Origin of the sequence: Escherichia sp. TC-EC600-tetX4, from assembly GCF_019356055.1 — a bacterium.
Lineage (GTDB): Bacteria > Pseudomonadota > Gammaproteobacteria > Enterobacterales > Enterobacteriaceae.
This window is the reverse complement of record NZ_CP079924.1, coordinates 4,581,656-4,600,187: the sequence shown is the minus strand read 5'-3', so window position 1 is coordinate 4,600,187 and position 18,532 is coordinate 4,581,656. Positions and strand designations below refer to the sequence as shown.

The following is an 18,532-nucleotide window of genomic DNA, read 5'->3' as shown; positions in this document are numbered from 1 at the left end:
GGCGGACTCCACTCGAACAAAAGTCGATAATGACTAAGGCTGAAACATTCATGATTGTTGACGTACGTCGAAAAGACCCTGCTTGAGGGTGACGCACGAACCGCTGTCTGCGGTTATATGCCCGATCAAGATCCTGCAAAACGATCGGGACCGCGGATCATAGCCTAAACTGCGCAAGAGATCTTCTGTTTCTCACAGATTTTCCCGATTTATCCACAGGACTTTCCAGAACTCGCTAAGTGTAAACGATCCTGCCGCGAGGCGGGCACGATTTACGCCGCATATTGGAAAATTTAATGACCATAGACAAAAATTGGCTTAATCGATCTAATAAAGATCCAGGACGATCCTTGCGCTTTACCCATCAGCCCGTATAATCCTCCACCCGGCGCGCCATGCTGGTTTCCACTGGTGTGAGGTCGTACATTTTCCCTGCGAAAAGGTGCGGAAAAGCGCGGTAAATAAGGAAAGAGAATTGACTCCGGAGTGTACAATTATTACAATCCGGCCTCTTTAATCACCCATGGCTTCGGTGTCCATCGTTTCATTTTTCGGCGGATATCCAATAAAGCCATTGAATTTATTCAAGTTTAGGTAGAAATCGCCATGAAACGCACTTTTCAACCGTCTGTACTGAAGCGCAACCGTTCTCACGGCTTCCGTGCTCGTATGGCTACTAAAAATGGTCGTCAGGTTCTGGCACGTCGTCGTGCTAAAGGCCGCGCTCGTCTGACCGTTTCTAAGTAATAAAGCTAACCCCTGAGTGGTTAAGCTCGCATTTCCCAGGGAGTTACGCTTGTTAACTCCCAGTCAATTCACATTCGTCTTCCAGCAGCCACAACGGGCTGGCACGCCGCAAATTACCATTCTCGGCCGCCTGAATTCGCTGGGGCATCCCCGTATCGGTCTTACAGTCGCCAAGAAAAACGTTCGACGCGCCCATGAACGCAATCGGATTAAACGTCTGACGCGTGAAAGCTTCCGTCTGCGCCAACATGAACTCCCGGCTATGGATTTCGTGGTGGTGGCGAAAAAAGGGGTTGCCGACCTCGATAACCGTGCTCTCTCGGAAGCGTTGGAAAAATTATGGCGCCGCCACTGTCGCCTGGCTCGCGGGTCCTGATAGCCCTCATTCGGGTCTATCAACGCCTGATTAGTCCGCTACTCGGGCCGCATTGTCGTTTCACTCCAACCTGTTCAAGCTACGGAATTGAGGCATTGCGCAGGTTTGGAGTGATAAAAGGCAGTTGGTTGACGGTGAAACGCGTATTAAAATGCCACCCTTTACACCCTGGTGGTGACGATCCCGTCCCGCCCGGACCATTTGATACCAGAGAACACTAACGATGGATTCGCAACGCAATCTTTTAGTCATCGCTTTGCTGTTCGTGTCTTTCATGATCTGGCAAGCCTGGGAGCAGGATAAAAACCCGCAACCTCAGGCCCAACAGACCACGCAGACAACGACCACCGCAGCGGGTAGCGCCGCCGACCAGGGCGTACCGGCCAGTGGCCAGGGGAAACTGATCTCGGTTAAGACCGACGTGCTTGATCTGACCATCAACACCCGTGGTGGTGATGTTGAGCAAGCTCTGCTGCCTGCTTACCCGAAAGAGCTGAACTCTACCCAGCCGTTCCAGCTGTTGGAAACTTCACCGCAGTTTATTTATCAGGCACAGAGCGGTCTGACCGGTCGTGATGGCCCGGATAACCCGGCTAACGGCCCGCGTCCGCTGTATAACGTTGAAAAAGACGCTTATGTGCTGGCTGAAGGTCAAAACGAACTGCAGGTGCCGATGACGTATACCGACGCGGCAGGCAACACGTTTACCAAAACGTTTGTCCTGAAACGTGGTGATTACGCTGTCAACGTCAACTACAACGTGCAGAACGCTGGCGAGAAACCGCTGGAAATCTCCTCGTTTGGTCAGTTGAAGCAATCCATCACTCTGCCACCGCATCTCGATACCGGAAGCAGCAACTTCGCACTGCACACCTTCCGTGGCGCGGCGTACTCCACGCCTGACGAGAAGTATGAGAAATACAAGTTCGATACCATTGCCGATAACGAAAACCTGAACATCTCTTCGAAAGGTGGTTGGGTGGCGATGCTGCAACAGTATTTCGCGACGGCGTGGATCCCGCATAACGACGGTACCAACAACTTCTATACCGCTAATCTGGGTAACGGCATCGCCGCTATCGGCTATAAATCTCAGCCGGTACTGGTTCAGCCTGGTCAGACTGGCGCGATGAACAGCACCCTGTGGGTTGGCCCGGAAATCCAGGACAAAATGGCAGCTGTTGCTCCGCACCTGGATCTGACCGTTGATTACGGTTGGTTGTGGTTCATCTCTCAGCCGCTGTTCAAACTGCTGAAATGGATCCATAGCTTTGTGGGTAACTGGGGCTTCTCCATTATCATCATCACCTTTATCGTTCGTGGCATCATGTACCCGCTGACCAAAGCGCAGTACACCTCCATGGCGAAGATGCGTATGTTGCAGCCGAAGATTCAGGCAATGCGTGAGCGTCTGGGCGATGACAAACAGCGTATCAGCCAGGAAATGATGGCGCTGTACAAAGCTGAGAAGGTTAACCCGCTGGGCGGCTGCTTCCCGCTGCTGATCCAGATGCCAATCTTCCTGGCGTTGTACTACATGCTGATGGGTTCCGTTGAACTGCGTCAGGCACCGTTTGCACTGTGGATCCACGACCTGTCGGCACAGGACCCGTACTACATCCTGCCGATCCTGATGGGCGTAACGATGTTCTTCATTCAGAAGATGTCGCCGACCACAGTGACCGACCCGATGCAGCAGAAGATCATGACCTTTATGCCGGTCATCTTCACCGTGTTCTTCCTGTGGTTCCCGTCAGGTCTGGTGCTGTACTATATCGTCAGCAACCTGGTAACCATTATTCAGCAGCAGCTGATTTACCGTGGTCTGGAAAAACGTGGCCTGCATAGCCGCGAGAAGAAAAAATCCTGATTCGGTGAGTTTTCGCTAAAATAAGGGCGGTCAGTTGACCGCCTTTTTTCTTTTCGTAGGGCGGATAAGCACCGCGCATCCGCCACACAAAGCAACAGGAACATCATGAGCGATAATGACACTATCGTAGCCCAGGCCACGCCTCCGGGACGTGGCGGCGTTGGCATCCTGCGCATCTCCGGCTTCAAAGCCCGTGAAGTTGCCGAAACCGTGCTGGGTAAACTGCCTAAGCCGCGCTACGCCGATTATCTTCCGTTTAAAGACGCCGACGGCAGCGTGCTCGATCAGGGGATTGCGCTATGGTTCCCTGGCCCGAACTCGTTCACCGGCGAAGATGTGCTGGAACTGCAAGGTCATGGCGGTCCGGTGATCCTCGACCTGCTGTTAAAACGCATTCTGACCATTCCCGGCCTGCGGATTGCTCGCCCTGGTGAGTTTTCCGAACGCGCGTTTCTTAACGATAAACTTGACTTAGCCCAGGCCGAGGCGATTGCCGATCTTATCGACGCCAGTTCGGAACAGGCGGCCCGTTCGGCACTTAACTCGCTGCAAGGCGCATTCTCCGCACGGGTTAATCATCTGGTAGAAGCCCTCACCCACTTGCGCATTTACGTCGAAGCGGCAATTGATTTCCCCGATGAAGAGATCGATTTCCTCTCCGACGGAAAAATTGAAGCCCAGCTCAATGACGTTATTGCCGATCTTGATGCAGTGCGTGCTGAAGCACGTCAGGGTAGTTTGTTGCGCGAAGGGATGAAAGTGGTGATTGCCGGACGTCCTAACGCCGGTAAATCGAGCCTGTTAAACGCGCTGGCGGGGCGTGAAGCGGCAATCGTAACCGATATCGCCGGAACTACGCGTGACGTGCTGCGTGAGCATATCCACATTGACGGAATGCCGCTGCATATCATCGATACCGCCGGGCTACGTGAAGCCAGTGACGAAGTAGAACGTATTGGTATCGAGCGCGCGTGGCAGGAAATTGAACAGGCCGACCGCGTGCTGTTTATGGTCGATGGCACCACAACAGACGCCGTGGATCCGGCAGAGATCTGGCCGGAATTTATTGCCCGTCTGCCAGCGAAACTGCCGATCACCGTGGTGCGCAATAAAGCCGATATCACCGGCGAAACGCTGGGAATGAGTGAAGTGAACGGTCACGCGTTAATTCGTCTCTCGGCAAGGACTGGTGAAGGCGTGGACGTGCTGCGTAACCATCTCAAACAGAGCATGGGCTTTGACACCAACATGGAAGGCGGCTTCCTGGCGCGTCGTCGCCACCTACAGGCGCTGGAACAGGCAGCGGAACATCTACAACAGGGCAAAGCGCAACTGTTGGGAGCCTGGGCAGGTGAACTGCTGGCGGAAGAGTTGCGTCTGGCACAGCAGAACTTAAGCGAAATCACCGGGGAATTTACTTCAGACGACCTGCTGGGGCGGATTTTCTCCAGCTTCTGTATTGGTAAGTAACCGCGCTTACGAAGCCGCATTCTGACTGTCAGATGCGGCTTCGCTTCATTGTTACCACTCCTGTTATTCCTCAACCCTTTTTTTAAACATTAAAATTCTTACGTAATTTATAATCTTTAAAAAAAGCATTTAATATTGCTCCCCGAACGATTGTGATTCGATTCACATTTAAACAATTTCAGAATAGACAAAAACTCTGAGTGTAATAATGTAGCCTCGTGTCTTGCGAGGATAAGTGCATTATGAATATCTTACATATATGTGTGACCTCAAAATGGTTCAATATTGACAACAAAATTGTCGATCACCGCCCTTGATTTGCCCTTCTGTAGCCATCACCAGAGCCAAACCGATTAGATTCAATGTGATCTATTTGTTTGCTATATCTTAATTTTGCCTTTTGCAAAGGTCATCTCTCGTTTATTTACTTGTTTTAGTAAATGATGGTGCTTGCATATATATCTGGCGAATTAATCGGTATAGCAGATGTAATATTCACAGGGATCACTGTAATTAAAATAAATGAAGGATTATGTAATGGAAAACTTTAAACATCTCCCTGAACCGTTCCGCATTCGTGTTATTGAGCCAGTAAAACGTACCACTCGCGCTTATCGTGAAGAGGCAATTATTAAATCCGGTATGAACCCGTTCCTGCTGGATAGCGAAGATGTTTTTATCGATTTACTGACCGACAGCGGCACCGGGGCGGTGACGCAGAGCATGCAGGCTGCGATGATGCGCGGCGACGAAGCCTACAGCGGCAGTCGTAGCTACTATGCGTTAGCCGAGTCAGTGAAAAATATCTTTGGTTATCAATACACCATTCCGACTCACCAGGGCCGTGGCGCAGAGCAAATCTATATTCCGGTACTGATTAAAAAACGCGAGCAGGAAAAAGGCCTGGATCGCAGCAAAATGGTGGCGTTCTCTAACTATTTCTTTGATACCACGCAGGGCCATAGCCAGATCAACGGCTGTACCGTGCGTAACGTCTATATCAAAGAAGCCTTCGATACGGGCGTGCGTTACGACTTTAAAGGCAACTTTGACCTTGAGGGATTAGAACGCGGTATTGAAGAAGTTGGTCCGAATAACGTGCCGTATATCGTTGCAACCATCACCAGTAACTCTGCAGGTGGTCAGCCGGTTTCACTGGCAAACTTAAAAGCGATGTACAGCATCGCGAAGAAATACGATATTCCGGTGGTAATGGACTCCGCGCGCTTTGCTGAAAACGCCTATTTCATCAAGCAGCGTGAAGCAGAATACAAAGACTGGACCATCGAGCAGATCACCCGCGAAACCTACAAATATGCCGATATGCTGGCGATGTCCGCCAAGAAAGATGCGATGGTGCCGATGGGCGGCCTGCTGTGCATGAAAGACGACAGCTTCTTTGATGTGTACACCGAGTGCAGAACCCTTTGCGTGGTGCAGGAAGGCTTCCCGACATATGGCGGCCTGGAAGGCGGCGCGATGGAGCGTCTGGCGGTAGGTCTGTATGACGGCATGAATCTCGACTGGCTGGCTTATCGTATCGCGCAGGTACAGTATCTGGTCGATGGTCTGGAAGAGATTGGCGTTGTCTGCCAGCAGGCGGGCGGTCACGCGGCATTCGTTGATGCCGGTAAACTGTTGCCGCATATCCCGGCAGACCAGTTCCCGGCACAGGCGCTGGCCTGCGAGCTGTATAAAGTCGCCGGTATCCGTGCGGTAGAAATTGGCTCTTTCCTGTTAGGCCGCGATCCGAAAACCGGTAAACAACTGCCATGCCCGGCTGAACTGCTGCGTTTAACCATTCCGCGCGCAACATATACTCAAACACATATGGACTTCATTATTGAAGCCTTTAAACATGTGAAAGAGAACGCGGCGAATATTAAAGGATTAACCTTTACGTACGAACCGAAAGTATTGCGTCACTTCACCGCAAAACTTAAAGAAGTTTAATTAATACTACAGAGTGGCTATAAGGATGTTAGCCACTCTCTTACCCTACATTCTCAATAACAAAAATAGCCTTCCTCTAAAGGTGGCATCATGACTGATCAAGCTGAAAAAAAGCACTCTGCATTTTGGGGTGTTATGGTTATAGCAGGTACAGTAATTGGTGGAGGTATGTTTGCTTTACCTGTTGATCTTGCCGGTGCCTGGTTTTTCTGGGGTGCCTTTATCCTTATCATTGCCTGGTTTTCAATGCTTCATTCCGGGTTATTGTTATTAGAAGCAAATTTAAATTATCCCGTCGGCTCCAGTTTTAACACCATCACCAAAGATTTAATCGGTAACACCTGGAACATTATCAGCGGTATTACCGTTGCCTTCGTTCTCTATATCCTCACTTATGCCTATATCTCTGCTAATGGTGCGATCATTAGTGAAACGATATCAATGAATTTGGGTTATCACGCTAATCCACGTATTGTCGGGATCTGCACAGCCATTTTCGTTGCCAGCGTATTGTGGTTAAGTTCGTTAGCCGCCAGTCGTATTACCTCATTGTTCCTCGGGCTGAAGATTATCTCCTTTGTGATCGTGTTTGGTTCTTTTTTCTTCCAGGTCGATTACTCCATTCTGCGCGACGCCACCAGCTCCACTGCGGGAACGTCTTACTTCCCGTATATCTTTATGGCTTTGCCGGTGTGTCTGGCGTCATTTGGTTTCCACGGCAATATTCCCAGCCTGATTATTTGCTATGGAAAACGCAAAGATAAGTTAATCAAAAGCGTGGTATTTGGTTCGCTGCTGGCGCTGGTGATTTATCTCTTCTGGCTCTATTGCACCATGGGGAATATTCCGCGAGAAAGCTTTAAGGCGATTATCTCCTCAGGCGGCAACGTTGATTCGCTGGTGAAATCGTTCCTCGGCACCAAACAGCACGGCATTATCGAGTTTTGCCTGCTGGTGTTCTCTAACTTAGCTGTTGCCAGTTCGTTCTTTGGTGTCACGCTGGGGTTGTTCGATTATCTGGCGGACCTGTTTAAGATTGATAACTCCCACGGCGGGCGTTTCAAAACCGTGCTGTTAACCTTCCTGCCACCTGCGTTGTTGTATCTGATCTTCCCGAACGGCTTTATTTACGGGATCGGCGGTGCCGGGCTGTGCGCCACCATCTGGGCGGTCATTATTCCCGCAGTGCTTGCAATCAAAGCTCGCAAGAAGTTTCCCAATCAGATGTTCACGGTCTGGGGCGGCAATCTTATTCCGGCGATTGTCATTCTCTTTGGTATAACCGTGATTTTGTGCTGGTTCGGCAACGTCTTTAACGTGTTACCTAAATTTGGCTAAATCCTTCAAGAAGCCAGCCATTCGCTGGCTTCTTGCCTCTCAGGAAATCACTTATGTCCAAATGGCAACTCGCCTGATCCTCCTTCACCACGTATGCTTTGCGTCACCTTACTATCAGGACGCTTTAGCCCATGTCCCGCTTTTTGATTTGTAGTTTTGCCCTGGTTTTACTTTATCCCGCCGGGATTGATATGTACCTCGTTGGTTTACCGCGCATCGCCGCCGATCTCAATGCCAGCGAAGCGCAGTTGCATATTGCGTTCTCCGTATATCTGGCGGGGATGGCAGCTGCGATGTTATTTGCCGGTAAAGTGGCCGATCGTTCAGGGAGAAAGCCGGTCGCCATACCCGGCGCGGCGCTATTTATTATTGCCTCGGTGTTCTGTTCACTGGCTGAAACCAGCACGTTATTTCTTGCAGGCCGATTTCTACAGGGGTTGGGCGCAGGCTGTTGTTACGTAGTGGCGTTCGCTATTTTGCGCGACACGCTGGATGATCGACGTCGGGCTAAAGTGCTGTCATTACTCAACGGTATTACCTGCATCATTCCGGTGTTAGCGCCAGTGCTCGGACATCTGATTATGCTTAAATTCCCGTGGCAGAGTCTGTTCTGGGCGATGGCAATGATGGGCATCGCGGTACTGATGTTGTCTTTGTTTATTTTAAAAGAAACGCGCCCAGCGGCCCCCGCAGCTTCGGATAAACCACGAGAAAATAGCGAGTCGCTGCTTAACCGTTTTTTCCTCAGCCGTGTTGTTATCACCACCCTCAGCGTTTCGGTGATCCTCACTTTCGTCAACACGTCACCGGTATTGCTGATGGAAATCATGGGGTTTGAGCGCGGTGAATACGCCACCATTATGGCGCTGACCGCTGGCGTCAGCATGACCGTTTCATTCTCCACGCCATTTGCGCTGGGAATTTTTAAGCCACGTACGTTGATGATCACCTCGCAGGTGTTATTCCTGGCGGCGGGGATCACTCTTGCCGTTTCACCTTCCCATGCGGTTTCTCTGTTTGGTATCACGCTGATTTGCGCCGGTTTCTCGGTAGGTTTTGGTGTGGCGATGAGTCAGGCGTTAGGGCCGTTTTCATTACGCGCGGGCGTAGCCAGCTCGACCTTAGGTATTGCGCAGGTTTGCGGTTCGTCACTGTGGATTTGGCTGGCAGCGGTGGTTGGTATCGGCGCATGGAATATGCTGATCGGGATTCTGATTGCCTGTAGCATAGTGAGCCTGTTGCTGATTATGTTCGTCGCGCCTGGACGCCCCGTTGCCGCTCATGAAGAAATCCATCACCACGCTTGATCTCAATCTGCTGCTTTGTCTGCAACTGCTGATGCAGGAGCGCAGCGTAACCAAAGCGGCGAAGCGGATAAACGTGACACCTTCGGCGGTGAGTAAGTCGCTGGCAAAGTTAAGAGCGTGGTTTGACGACCCGCTCTTTGTGAACTCACCGCTGGGTCTGTCGCCCACACCGCTGATGGTCAGCATGGAGCAAAATCTGGCGGAGTGGATGCAAATGAGCAACCTGCTGCTGGATAAACCGCACCACCAGACACCGCGCGGCCTGAAGTTTGAGCTGGCGGCGGAATCACCGCTGATGATGATCATGCTTAATGCGCTGTCGAAACAGATCTACCAACGTTACCCGCAGGCGACCATCAAATTACGTAACTGGGATTACGATTCCTTAGATGCCATTACTCGTGGTGAAGTGGATATCGGTTTTTCCGGTCGCGAAAGCCATCCTCGCTCGCGGGAGCTGTTAAGCTCGCTACCGTTAGCCATTGATTATGAAGTGCTGTTTAGTGATGTGCCCTGCGTCTGGTTACGCAAAGATCATCCGGCACTGCATCAAACGTGGAATCTGGACACCTTCTTACGTTATCCGCATATCAGCATTTGCTGGGAACAGAGCGATACCTGGGCGCTGGACAATGTGTTACAGGAGCTGGGACGCGAACGCACGATTGCTATGAGCCTGCCGGAATTCGAGCAGTCACTGTTTATGGCAGCGCAACCCGACAATCTGCTACTGGCGACCGCGCCGCGCTACTGTCAGTACTACAATCAACTCCATCAACTGCCGTTGGTTGCTCTTCCTCTCCCGTTTGACGAAAGCCAGCAAAAAAAGCTGGAAGTTCCTTTTACCCTGCTGTGGCATAAACGGAACAGCCATAATCCGAAGATCGTCTGGTTACGGGAAACCATTAAAAACCTTTACGCGTCGATGGCATAACCGAATCGTATGAAACGCGACCCAATTTCACAATAAAATGTAAAAAAGTTGTAATAAGCTTGTCTGAATCGAACTTTTAGCCGCTTTAGTCTGTCCATCATTCCAGTAAATGATTACTCTTGTATTCATAATGGACCATTAAGCATGGAGCGAAAAATGGCGACTCACTTTGCCCGAGGGATTTTAACGGAAGGACATCTGATTTCTGTTCGTCTCCCCTCCCAGTGTCATCAAGAAGCCCGAAACATTCCCCCTCATCGTCAAAGCCGTTTTCTGGCGTCCAGAGGTTTACTCGCAGAACTGATGTTCATGCTGTATGGCATTGGCGAATTGCCGGAAATCGTCACCCTGCCGAAAGGTAAACCGGTTTTCAGTGATAAAAATTTGCCTTCGTTTTCCATTTCCTATGCCGGGAATATGGTTGGCGTGGCGTTAACAACCGAAGGTGAATGTGGCCTCGATATGGAACTACAGCGTGCGACGCGCGGGTTTCATAGCCCACACGCGCCCGATAACCACACCTTTTCCAGCAATGAATCGCTATGGATCAGTAAACAAAACGATCCTAACGAAGCGCGGGCGCAGCTCATCACGCTGCGCCGAAGCGTGCTAAAACTAACCGGTGATGTTTTGAATGACGATCCGCGCGATCTGCAGCTGCTGCCCATTGCCGGACGCCTGAAATGTGCTCATGTAAATCATGTAGAAGCGTTATGCGACGCGGAAGACGTGCTGGTGTGGTCCGTGGCGGTCACGCCCACGATTGAAAAGCTCAGTGTCTGGGAGTTAGATGGCAAACACGGCTGGAAAAGCCTGCCGGATATTCACAGCCGCGCCAACAATCCTACCAGCCGGATGATGCGTTTTGCCCAACTCTCTACCGTGAAGGCTTTTTCGCCAAATTGATAGACAACCACAGGAGTCATCATGTCTGAAAAATTGCAGGTGGTTACGTTACTGGGGAGCCTGCGCAAAGGCTCATTTAATGGCATGGTTGCACGTACCCTGCCGAAAATTGCTCCGGCGAGCATGGAAGTCAATGCGTTACCATCCATTGCCGACATTCCCTTGTATGACGCTGACGTACAGCAGGAAGAAGGTTTTCCAGCAACGGTTGAAGCTCTGGCGGAACAGATCCGTCAGGCTGACGGTGTGGTGATCGTCACGCCGGAATATAACTACTCGGTACCGGGTGGGCTGAAAAATGCCATCGACTGGCTTTCCCGCCTGCCGGATCAACCGCTGGCCGGTAAACCGGTATTGATTCAGACCAGCTCAATGGGCGTGATTGGCGGCGCGCGCTGTCAGTATCACCTGCGCCAGATTCTGGTTTTCCTCGATGCAATGGTGATGAACAAGCCGGAATTTATGGGCGGCGTGATTCAGAACAAAGTTGATCCGCAAACCGGAGAAGTGATTGATCAGGGTACGCTGGACCACCTGACCGGGCAATTGACCGCATTTGGTGAGTTTATTCAGCGAGTTAAGATCTAAATAAAAAACCCGCCAGCAATCATGCATGGCGGGTTTTTAACGCGCTATCGATTTTAGTGAGCGTCGATAAAGACAATCTTCAGGATAAACAGCAGCGCAACGATGATTACGCACGGGCTTAGATCACGCAGACGTCCGGTACCGATTTTCATCACGCAGTAGGAGATAAAGCCCAGCGCGATACCTTCGGTAATCGAGAAGCTGAACGGCATCATCACGGCGGTAATAAACGCCGGAACAGATTCAGTAAGATCCTGCCAGTTCACGCGTGCCAGACTGGAAGTCATCAGCACGCCAACGTAAATCAGCGCACCAGCTGCAGCGTAGCCTGGCACCATCCCCGCCAGCGGCGACAGAAAGATAACCAGCAGGAACAGCAGACCAACAACCACTGCCGTCAGACCGGTACGACCGCCAACCGATACGCCGGAAGAGGACTCAATATAAGCCGTAACGGAAGAAGTACCGATAAACGAACCGGTCACGGAAGAGATACTGTCGACATACAGCGCCTGCTTCATGCGCGGGAATTTCCCCTTCTCATCCGCCAGACCTGCTTTATCGGTCACGCCAATCAGCGTACCGGAGGAGTCAAACAAGTTGACCAACATGAAAGAGAAAATCACCCCTGCCAGCCCGAGGTTAAACGACCCGGCTAAATCTACATGACCCACAACTGTCATTACGCTCGGCGGCGCAGAAACGATGCCATTGTAGTGCACATCACCCAGCATCCAGCCCAGCAGCGTCGTCACCACGATAGAAACCAGCACCGCTGCGTGAATGTTGCGCGAGGCCAGAATAGCAATGATGAAGAAGCCGAGGATACCCAGAAGTACGCTGTGAGAAGTCAGATTACCGATGCTCACCAGCGTTTCCGGGTTAGCGACAATCACACCTGCGTTTTTCAGCCCCATCATGCCAATGAACAGACCGATACCGCTGGTAATACCCACACGCAGACTCACCGGAATGTTGGCTATCATCCAGTAGCGAACGCGGAAAATCGTCAGTAACAGCAGACCTATCGCGCCCCAGAAGATTGCGCCCATCCCGACCTGCCACGGCAAGCCCATCGCCTGTACAACGACAAAAGCGAAGAACGCATTCAGGCCCATAGCGGGTGCCAGTGCAACTGGCAGGTTAGCAAACAGTCCCATCATAATACTGCCGAATGCAGCGATCAGACAGGTAGTGACGAAGACGGCGCTGGTATCCATGCCAGCAACGCCAAGAATTTGCGGGTTAACAAAAACGATGTAAACCATCGTCAGGAAGGTGGTAAAACCGGCGATCACTTCGGTCCGTGCCGTCGTGCCATGTTCGCGCAGTTTAAACACGCGTTCCAGCATCCCCTGACCAGAAGTCTGGGTGGTATGTTGATGACTCATTATCTATTTCCGAACAAGGAGGGAAAATCCGTCGCTATCGTATACCAAAATGCGACAATAGGCGCGTTTGTGAGAGACTTTTTTATTGGATTTACTTATACGGCAACGATTGCGTTGCGCAAATCGGCTCTACGAAAACGTTAAACTGATTAAAAAGGAAAGGCATGTCCCGGATAGAAGCGGTATTTTTCGACTGCGACGGTACGCTGGTCGACAGTGAAGTCATTTGCTCTCGCGCATATGTAACGATGTTTCAGGAATTTGGTATTACGCTCGATCCTGAAGAGGTATTCAAACGTTTCAAAGGTGTAAAACTGTACGAAATTATCGATATTGTTTCCCTTGAACATGGTGTTACGTTAGCGAAAACAGAAGCTGAACACGTTTACCGTGCAGAAGTCGCTCGGCTGTTCGATTCAGAACTGGAAGCCATCGAAGGGGCTGGAGCGCTCCTGTCAGCGATCACTGCGCCAATGTGTGTGGTATCTAACGGCCCAAATAACAAAATGCAGCATTCTATGGGCAAGCTGAATATGTTGCACTACTTCCCGGATAAACTGTTCAGCGGCTACGATATTCAGCGCTGGAAGCCAGACCCGGCGTTAATGTTCCATGCGGCAAAAGCGATGAATGTAAATGTAGAAAACTGCATTCTGGTTGATGACTCAGTTGCCGGTGCACAATCTGGTATCGACGCAGGTATGGAAGTGTTCTACTTCTGCGCCGACCCGCACAATAAGCCGATCGTTCACCCGAAAGTCACCACCTTTACCCATCTTTCGCAGTTACCTGAACTGTGGAAAGCGCGTGGTTGGGATATTACGGCATAGTTCTTCACACTCCCTTCACTTACCCCGCTTAAATTGGCGCTCAAAGGTAAGTAAAGGGAGTTTGATATGTCTGTTTCACGTCGGGTAATACATCACGGACTTTATTTTGCAGTTTTAGGACCGTTAATTGGTGTTCTGTTTCTTGTCCTCTACATATTCTTCGCAAAAGAACCGCTGGTTCTTTGGGTGATAATACATCCAATTTTTCTCTTATTGTCGATAACTACGGGAGCTATTCCTGCGTTGTTAACCGGTGTAATGGTTGCCTGTCTGCCGGAAAAGATCGGGTCACAGAAACGTTATCGTTGTCTGGCTGGTGGCATAGGTGGCGTCGTTATCACCGAGATCTATTGTGCAGTTATTGTACATATTAAGGGCATGGCTTCCTCGGAGTTGTTTGAAAACATTCTTTCTGGTGACAGTCTCGTTGTCCGCATCATTCCTGCATTGCTGGCAGGTGTGGTGATGAGCAGAATCATTACCCGTCTACCCGGATTGGATATTTCATGTCCTGAAACAGACTCTTTAAGTTAAGCGGGATACTTTATCTTTGGGCTACTCAAAAGCAGACAGGATGTTTCTATGACTCAAAATATCAGGCCGTTACCCCAATTCAAATATCATCCCAAGCCACTGGAAACAGGCGCATTTGAACAGGATAAAACCGTAGAGTGCGATTGCTGTGAACAACAGACGTCAGTTTATTACTCGGGTCCCTTTTATTGCGTTGATGAAGTTGAACATCTCTGTCCGTGGTGTATTGCGGACGGTTCTGCTGCTGAAAAGTTTGCAGGTAGTTTTCAGGATGATGCCAGCATAGAAGGTGTTGAATTTGAGTATGATGAAGAGGACGAATTTGCCGGTATTAAGAACACATATCCTGATGAAATGCTGAAAGAGTTGGTTGAACGCACGCCAGGTTATCATGGATGGCAGCAGGAATTCTGGCTCGCGCATTGTGGCGATTTCTGTGTTTTTATCGGCTATGTGGGCTGGAATGATATAAAAGATCGCCTCGATGAATTTGCCAACCTTGAAGAAGATTGTGAGAATTTCGGTATTAGAAATTCTGATCTAGCTAAATGCCTGCAAAAGGGTGGTCATTGTCAGGGTTATCTCTTCCGCTGTCTCCACTGCGGCAAGCTGAGACTGTGGGGTGATTTTTCGTAGTTATTTAAATAATGAGAACAGGCCGGAGCGTAATTCACACATCCGGCCTTATTTCTTAAGCTTAACCGAGTGCTAATTCTGCGGCAGCGGCTTTATCAGCGATTACCATCAGCGAAGGATGCAGCTGCAACACGGAAGCTGGAACATCTTCGGTAACCGGACCTTGCAGAACATTTTTCAGTGCCTGCGCTTTACCCGCGCCGCTGACAATTATCAGCAAGTTTTTCGCCGCCATGATGCTTTTCGGCCCCATCGTCACGTAGCTGTCAGGCACTAACGAAAAGTCGCCGCCCAACTCGCCATGCGCCACAATATCAACCATCTCTCCCTGGATCGGGAACTCCACGGTTTGCTCATGGAAATGGGTCGTATTCGGCAAATTGCCACAAAAATGACCATCTGCACCTAATCCCAGCACCACCAAATCCAGTCCGCCTTCACGCGCCAGTTTCTGATCATGCTCGCGGTAGTTATCAATAGTGAGCTTCTGGATATTCTCTTCTTTGATCCCCGCAGGGGTGAAAAACAGATTACGCAGATTGGTAATCGTTACGCCTTCTCCCTCTTTGCCGCGAAATGGAATTTCATCAAAATTATAGAAATAGCAGTTATCGTACCAGGGCTTACCTTTAACCAGGGTGGTGAGGTATTCATACATGCCTTTGGGCGTGCTACCGGCGGTAATTGCCAGGTTAACACGACGCGTCTTCGACATATAACCAAGCAGATGGTGTGCCGCGACACGGCTCATTTCCTGGTAATCTTCGGTAATGATTAATTTCATCTTAATGCCTTATTTTATTTAAATAATTTCTGTACAAAGGCTGCATAGGCTGGTCGCCAGACATCCATTTCATGGTTCAGACCCGGATATTCCTGGTAATCAAAGTTAATTTTTTTCTGCTCAAGCTCAGTTTTCAGCCCGGCGATATCCTTGCCGGTTACGACATCTTTATCCCCCACAACCACAGTAAAATTACGTAGTTGCTGGTTGATAGCTGCCGGATCGTTCAGTCGGGCCGCGACACCTTCATCCGGTACGGTTGTCGTGGTAACACCACTGAATGTGGCCAGCCAGCCAAAGCTTTCCAGATGATTCATTCCGGAAACCAGCGCCTGGTACCCGCCTTGTGAAAGCCCTGCCAGCGCGCGGCCATCGGCATCTTTACGGACATTAAAACGCTTGCTAATCAGCGGGATAATATCGTTCATCAGTTCGCGATCTGCCGCTTTAGCATTCAGCGGATAAAAGACTTTACGTCTTTCCTGAGGCACGAAATCTTCGGGAATAATGCCCTTCGCATCGGTTTCTGTATCCGGGATCACCACCAGCATCGGTTTAATTTTCCCTTCAGCAAGCAGGTTATCCATGATTTGCGGGATACGCCCCTGATCGATAGCGGAACGTCCGGTATCACCAAAGCCGTGATAGAAATAGAGCACTGGCAAAGGCTCGCCCATGCCGGTGTATCCTGGCGGGGTCCAGACATACATCTGACGTTCAGATTGCAATGCGTTGGAGTGGTAAGTTATGGCGATCAAATCACCATGCGCAACAGAACGCGTATCCAGATAACTGCCTGGCACCAGAATCATACTGGAGTTAACCTGGCGCTGAGGATTAGTCATTGCGGTGCCTGTATCAATGCTGCGTACACCATCAACATTGAAAAAATACTCGTACAGGTTGCCTTTCAGGATAGGTGTGCGCCACGACCAGACTCCTGCTTCGTCTTTGGTCATCGGGTGAATATTGTCCGGAACCGGAACACCCACCACTACAGAGACATTTTTTGCCCCAGGGGCAAAGTAGCGAAAGGTCACGCTGTTATCGGCATTGACCTGAGTCACATACTGTTTCACCGGGATAGTGGGTGCCGGGCTGGCTGGCATATCCGCTGCTATGGCCCACTGAGCAGAAATACCGCTGGCAATAGCCAGCGTTAAAGCAGCAATTTTTATATTCATCGTAATATTCCTTTCATTAAGTTCCATTACCACCAGATTTCAGCCTGGGCACCGACAGCAAACTGGTCGTCTTTATTGTCTTCAAAGGTGAAGCCATCCAGTTCGTTTTCCAGGGCTTTGATATACGTGGCGTAGAAACGAATTTCCGGACGCGAGGTCAACATACTGGTATTGACTTTAAAGGTATGGAAGAGCGTGGTTTTATAACCAGACTCATTAAATTTATTACTATTCGCATCTTTGTTTTGCTGGGTGAAATAGCCCAGTTCAACACCTGTCTGGTTATATTGGTCCCAAATATAGGCCGGGCGAACAACCGCACGAATAGATTCGAAATCAGAGTGGGCGCCTGTTTCGTAGCTATATATATCGTTACCGAAGGAGTAAACAATCGCGTTAGCTACAATGAAATGATCGCCAATATAGGCTTCGCCCTGCGAAGTCAGACGTACCGCTGTTCCGCCGGTGTGATCACCATAATAACGACCATTAAAGGTGGTAAATGGACTTGCGCCAGCATAACGGCCAAAGTTACTGGCGATAGAGTTATTCGCGACCAGGAAGGAGAATTCGTTGAAGCCACCTTTATCAAATTTCTGCGTTAAAGATGTGCCAAACATCCAGGTATCTTTCCAGTCATAATACCCGTTATTATCCTGATTATCTTTTTCCGATGCGCTTTCGTTTGCCGTGACATAACGACCACTTACCATTAAGGTGGCTTTATCCCATAACGGGATATCTTTATAGCGTAAATCAATGGTATTGGTATTAATCTGCTGTTTGTTTTGCAGGCTGCGATCGTAATCATCGACATCTTCGCGAACCAGCGCGATATCAATTTTACCCGGACCGACTTTCCAGTTTTCCAGACCTACACCCGCTGCGGCATCAGTACGCTGCGTTTTCCAGTCAAGCATCTGGATTTCAATTTTCGGCGCACCGTGTTTACCCACCCAGAAATCAGCCTCTGGCGCAAAGGGCAGGAAACCTTTGGTGGTAACGTACATATCGGAGAACTGCATATAGTTCTCGCCACCGGCGTTATCGCCAAACCAGCCGGTAGAGTACTGCTGACCAACGTTACCATCCATCATCACAACGGCATCAACCCGTTTGCCGTTTTCGTTGTAGACACGTTGTTTTAACTGCAAATCAAACCAGCCGGAGTATTCGTTACCAAAGCGGCCCAGAGAACCAATCGCCCATGATTTAGGTGAACCATGAGAGGCGGTCCCCCAACCAGAACGGTAATAGCCGTTGTAACTAAAGCCAATTTCATCTTTCACAAATTTACTGAAATCTTTCAGAGTCATGGAAGAATAAATCGAGCCTGTCTCACTGGCATTTTTCTCTTCATTTTTGACCAGTACAGCATCAGGTTTTGCGGCACTACTGGTCGGGAACGGATTGGCGGCATACCCTTGATCATTCGTACTTACGCTACGATTCACCGTCGCTGGCGTATACTTTTTCTTCTCTTCATCTTTATACTTTTTGAGTTCGCTTTGCGTTTCTCTTAACGCCTTTTCTAATAACTCAAGGCGTTGTTCCACCGTTAATGATTCAGCCAATGATTGTGCAGAAAAGGCTAACGGTGCCATTAATAAGATGGCAGAGGTAATAAGATTTCGTCTAAACATAATATCCCTTTATGGTGCAAAGAAAGAATTAACGCATCGCA

The 18,532-nt window shown here is 49.8% G+C and carries 20 protein-coding genes; 16 read left to right on the top strand and 4 right to left on the bottom strand.

The window, feature by feature from the left end:
• Positions 1 to 296 precede the first annotated feature (296 nt).
• The 13 genes from KXD89_RS22250 to yieF all read left to right on the top strand — a co-directional run bounded on the left by KXD89_RS22250 (position 297) and on the right by yieF (position 11,489).
• Positions 297 to 377 carry a protein YsdD gene (locus KXD89_RS22250; RefSeq protein ID WP_120795392.1) on the top strand — a complete coding sequence of 27 codons (81 nt, stop codon included), beginning with the start codon at positions 297 to 299 and terminating at the stop codon, positions 375 to 377.
• Positions 378 to 606: 229 nt separating this feature from the next.
• The gene (gene rpmH, locus KXD89_RS22245; RefSeq protein WP_000831330.1) at positions 607 to 747 is read left to right on the top strand and encodes a 50S ribosomal protein L34; all 141 of its coding nucleotides are present in this window, start codon (positions 607 to 609) and stop codon (positions 745 to 747) included.
• A 16-nt stretch (positions 748 to 763) separates the two neighbouring features.
• Positions 764 to 1,123, top strand: coding sequence for a ribonuclease P protein component (rnpA, locus tag KXD89_RS22240; RefSeq protein ID WP_000239730.1), 360 nt, complete (start codon positions 764 to 766; stop codon positions 1,121 to 1,123).
• Positions 1,087 to 1,344, top strand: coding sequence for a membrane protein insertion efficiency factor YidD (gene yidD / locus KXD89_RS22235; RefSeq protein WP_001307474.1), 258 nt, complete (start codon positions 1,087 to 1,089; stop codon positions 1,342 to 1,344). The genes rnpA and yidD overlap by 37 nt, the downstream gene beginning before the upstream one ends.
• Before the next feature lie 2 nt (positions 1,345 to 1,346).
• Positions 1,347 to 2,993, top strand: coding sequence for a membrane protein insertase YidC (gene yidC / locus KXD89_RS22230; protein WP_000378250.1), 1,647 nt, complete (start codon positions 1,347 to 1,349; stop codon positions 2,991 to 2,993).
• Between the two features lie 105 nt (positions 2,994 to 3,098).
• Positions 3,099 to 4,463, top strand: a complete 1,365-nt coding sequence (mnmE, locus tag KXD89_RS22225) for a tRNA uridine-5-carboxymethylaminomethyl(34) synthesis GTPase MnmE (protein ID WP_001282346.1) — start codon at positions 3,099 to 3,101, stop codon at positions 4,461 to 4,463.
• Between the two features lie 242 nt (positions 4,464 to 4,705).
• Positions 4,706 to 4,780 (top strand): tryptophanase leader peptide, encoded by a 75-nt coding sequence (gene tnaC / locus KXD89_RS22220; RefSeq protein ID WP_001364348.1) that lies wholly within the window; start codon positions 4,706 to 4,708, stop codon positions 4,778 to 4,780.
• A gap of 220 nt (positions 4,781 to 5,000) precedes the next feature.
• Positions 5,001 to 6,416 (top strand): tryptophanase, encoded by a 1,416-nt coding sequence (gene tnaA, locus KXD89_RS22215; RefSeq protein ID WP_001295247.1) that lies wholly within the window; start codon positions 5,001 to 5,003, stop codon positions 6,414 to 6,416.
• A 90-nt stretch (positions 6,417 to 6,506) separates the two neighbouring features.
• A complete protein-coding gene (gene tnaB / locus KXD89_RS22210) occupies positions 6,507 to 7,754 on the top strand; it encodes a low affinity tryptophan permease TnaB (RefSeq protein WP_000131925.1) in 1,248 nt (415 codons plus the stop codon).
• 131 nt (positions 7,755 to 7,885) lie between these two features.
• A complete protein-coding gene (gene mdtL / locus KXD89_RS22205; RefSeq protein ID WP_000085982.1) occupies positions 7,886 to 9,061 on the top strand; it encodes a multidrug efflux MFS transporter MdtL in 1,176 nt (391 codons plus the stop codon).
• Positions 9,036 to 9,995 carry an HTH-type transcriptional regulator YidZ gene (yidZ, locus tag KXD89_RS22200; RefSeq protein WP_001311238.1) on the top strand — a complete coding sequence of 320 codons (960 nt, stop codon included), beginning with the start codon at positions 9,036 to 9,038 and terminating at the stop codon, positions 9,993 to 9,995. Before mdtL ends, yidZ begins: the two co-directional genes overlap by 26 nt.
• Positions 9,996 to 10,151: 156 nt before the next feature.
• Positions 10,152 to 10,901 carry a 4'-phosphopantetheinyl transferase superfamily protein gene (locus KXD89_RS22195; protein WP_001296581.1) on the top strand — a complete coding sequence of 250 codons (750 nt, stop codon included), beginning with the start codon at positions 10,152 to 10,154 and terminating at the stop codon, positions 10,899 to 10,901.
• Positions 10,902 to 10,922: 21 nt separating this feature from the next.
• Complete coding sequence (gene yieF / locus KXD89_RS22190; RefSeq protein ID WP_001291268.1) at positions 10,923 to 11,489, top strand: class I chromate reductase YieF; 567 nt, start codon at positions 10,923 to 10,925, stop codon at positions 11,487 to 11,489.
• A gap of 53 nt (positions 11,490 to 11,542) precedes the next feature.
• Here the strand turns inward: yieF and adeP are convergent, their stop codons facing one another.
• Positions 11,543 to 12,880, bottom strand: a complete 1,338-nt coding sequence (gene adeP, locus KXD89_RS22185) for an adenine permease AdeP (protein ID WP_000019348.1) — start codon at positions 12,878 to 12,880, stop codon at positions 11,543 to 11,545.
• Between the two features lie 164 nt (positions 12,881 to 13,044).
• Between adeP and yieH the strand changes: the two genes are divergently transcribed.
• The 3 genes from yieH (at position 13,045) to cbrC (ending at position 14,880) form a co-directional block, all read left to right on the top strand.
• On the top strand, positions 13,045 to 13,710 hold the full coding sequence (gene yieH, locus KXD89_RS22180) for a 6-phosphogluconate phosphatase (protein WP_000086486.1): 666 nt from the start codon (positions 13,045 to 13,047) through the stop codon (positions 13,708 to 13,710).
• 66 nt (positions 13,711 to 13,776) lie between these two features.
• Complete coding sequence (locus KXD89_RS22175) at positions 13,777 to 14,244, top strand: protein CbrB (protein WP_000116777.1); 468 nt, start codon at positions 13,777 to 13,779, stop codon at positions 14,242 to 14,244.
• Between the two features lie 48 nt (positions 14,245 to 14,292).
• A complete protein-coding gene (gene cbrC / locus KXD89_RS22170) occupies positions 14,293 to 14,880 on the top strand; it encodes a PF03691 family colicin E2 tolerance protein CbrC (RefSeq protein ID WP_000193072.1) in 588 nt (195 codons plus the stop codon).
• A 61-nt stretch (positions 14,881 to 14,941) separates the two neighbouring features.
• On the opposite strand, the gene KXD89_RS22165 is transcribed toward cbrC, so the two are convergent.
• From KXD89_RS22165 to bglH, 3 genes are read right to left on the bottom strand one after another with little or no spacing between them, the layout of a single operon-like run.
• The gene (locus KXD89_RS22165) at positions 14,942 to 15,664 is read right to left on the bottom strand and encodes a glucosamine-6-phosphate deaminase (protein ID WP_000766900.1); all 723 of its coding nucleotides are present in this window, start codon (positions 15,662 to 15,664) and stop codon (positions 14,942 to 14,944) included.
• A 14-nt stretch (positions 15,665 to 15,678) separates the two neighbouring features.
• A complete protein-coding gene (locus tag KXD89_RS22160) occupies positions 15,679 to 16,848 on the bottom strand; it encodes an esterase (RefSeq protein WP_001336377.1) in 1,170 nt (389 codons plus the stop codon).
• A 26-nt stretch (positions 16,849 to 16,874) separates the two neighbouring features.
• On the bottom strand, positions 16,875 to 18,491 hold the full coding sequence (gene bglH / locus KXD89_RS22155; RefSeq protein ID WP_000489881.1) for a carbohydrate-specific porin BglH: 1,617 nt from the start codon (positions 18,489 to 18,491) through the stop codon (positions 16,875 to 16,877).
• Positions 18,492 to 18,532 lie beyond the last annotated feature (41 nt).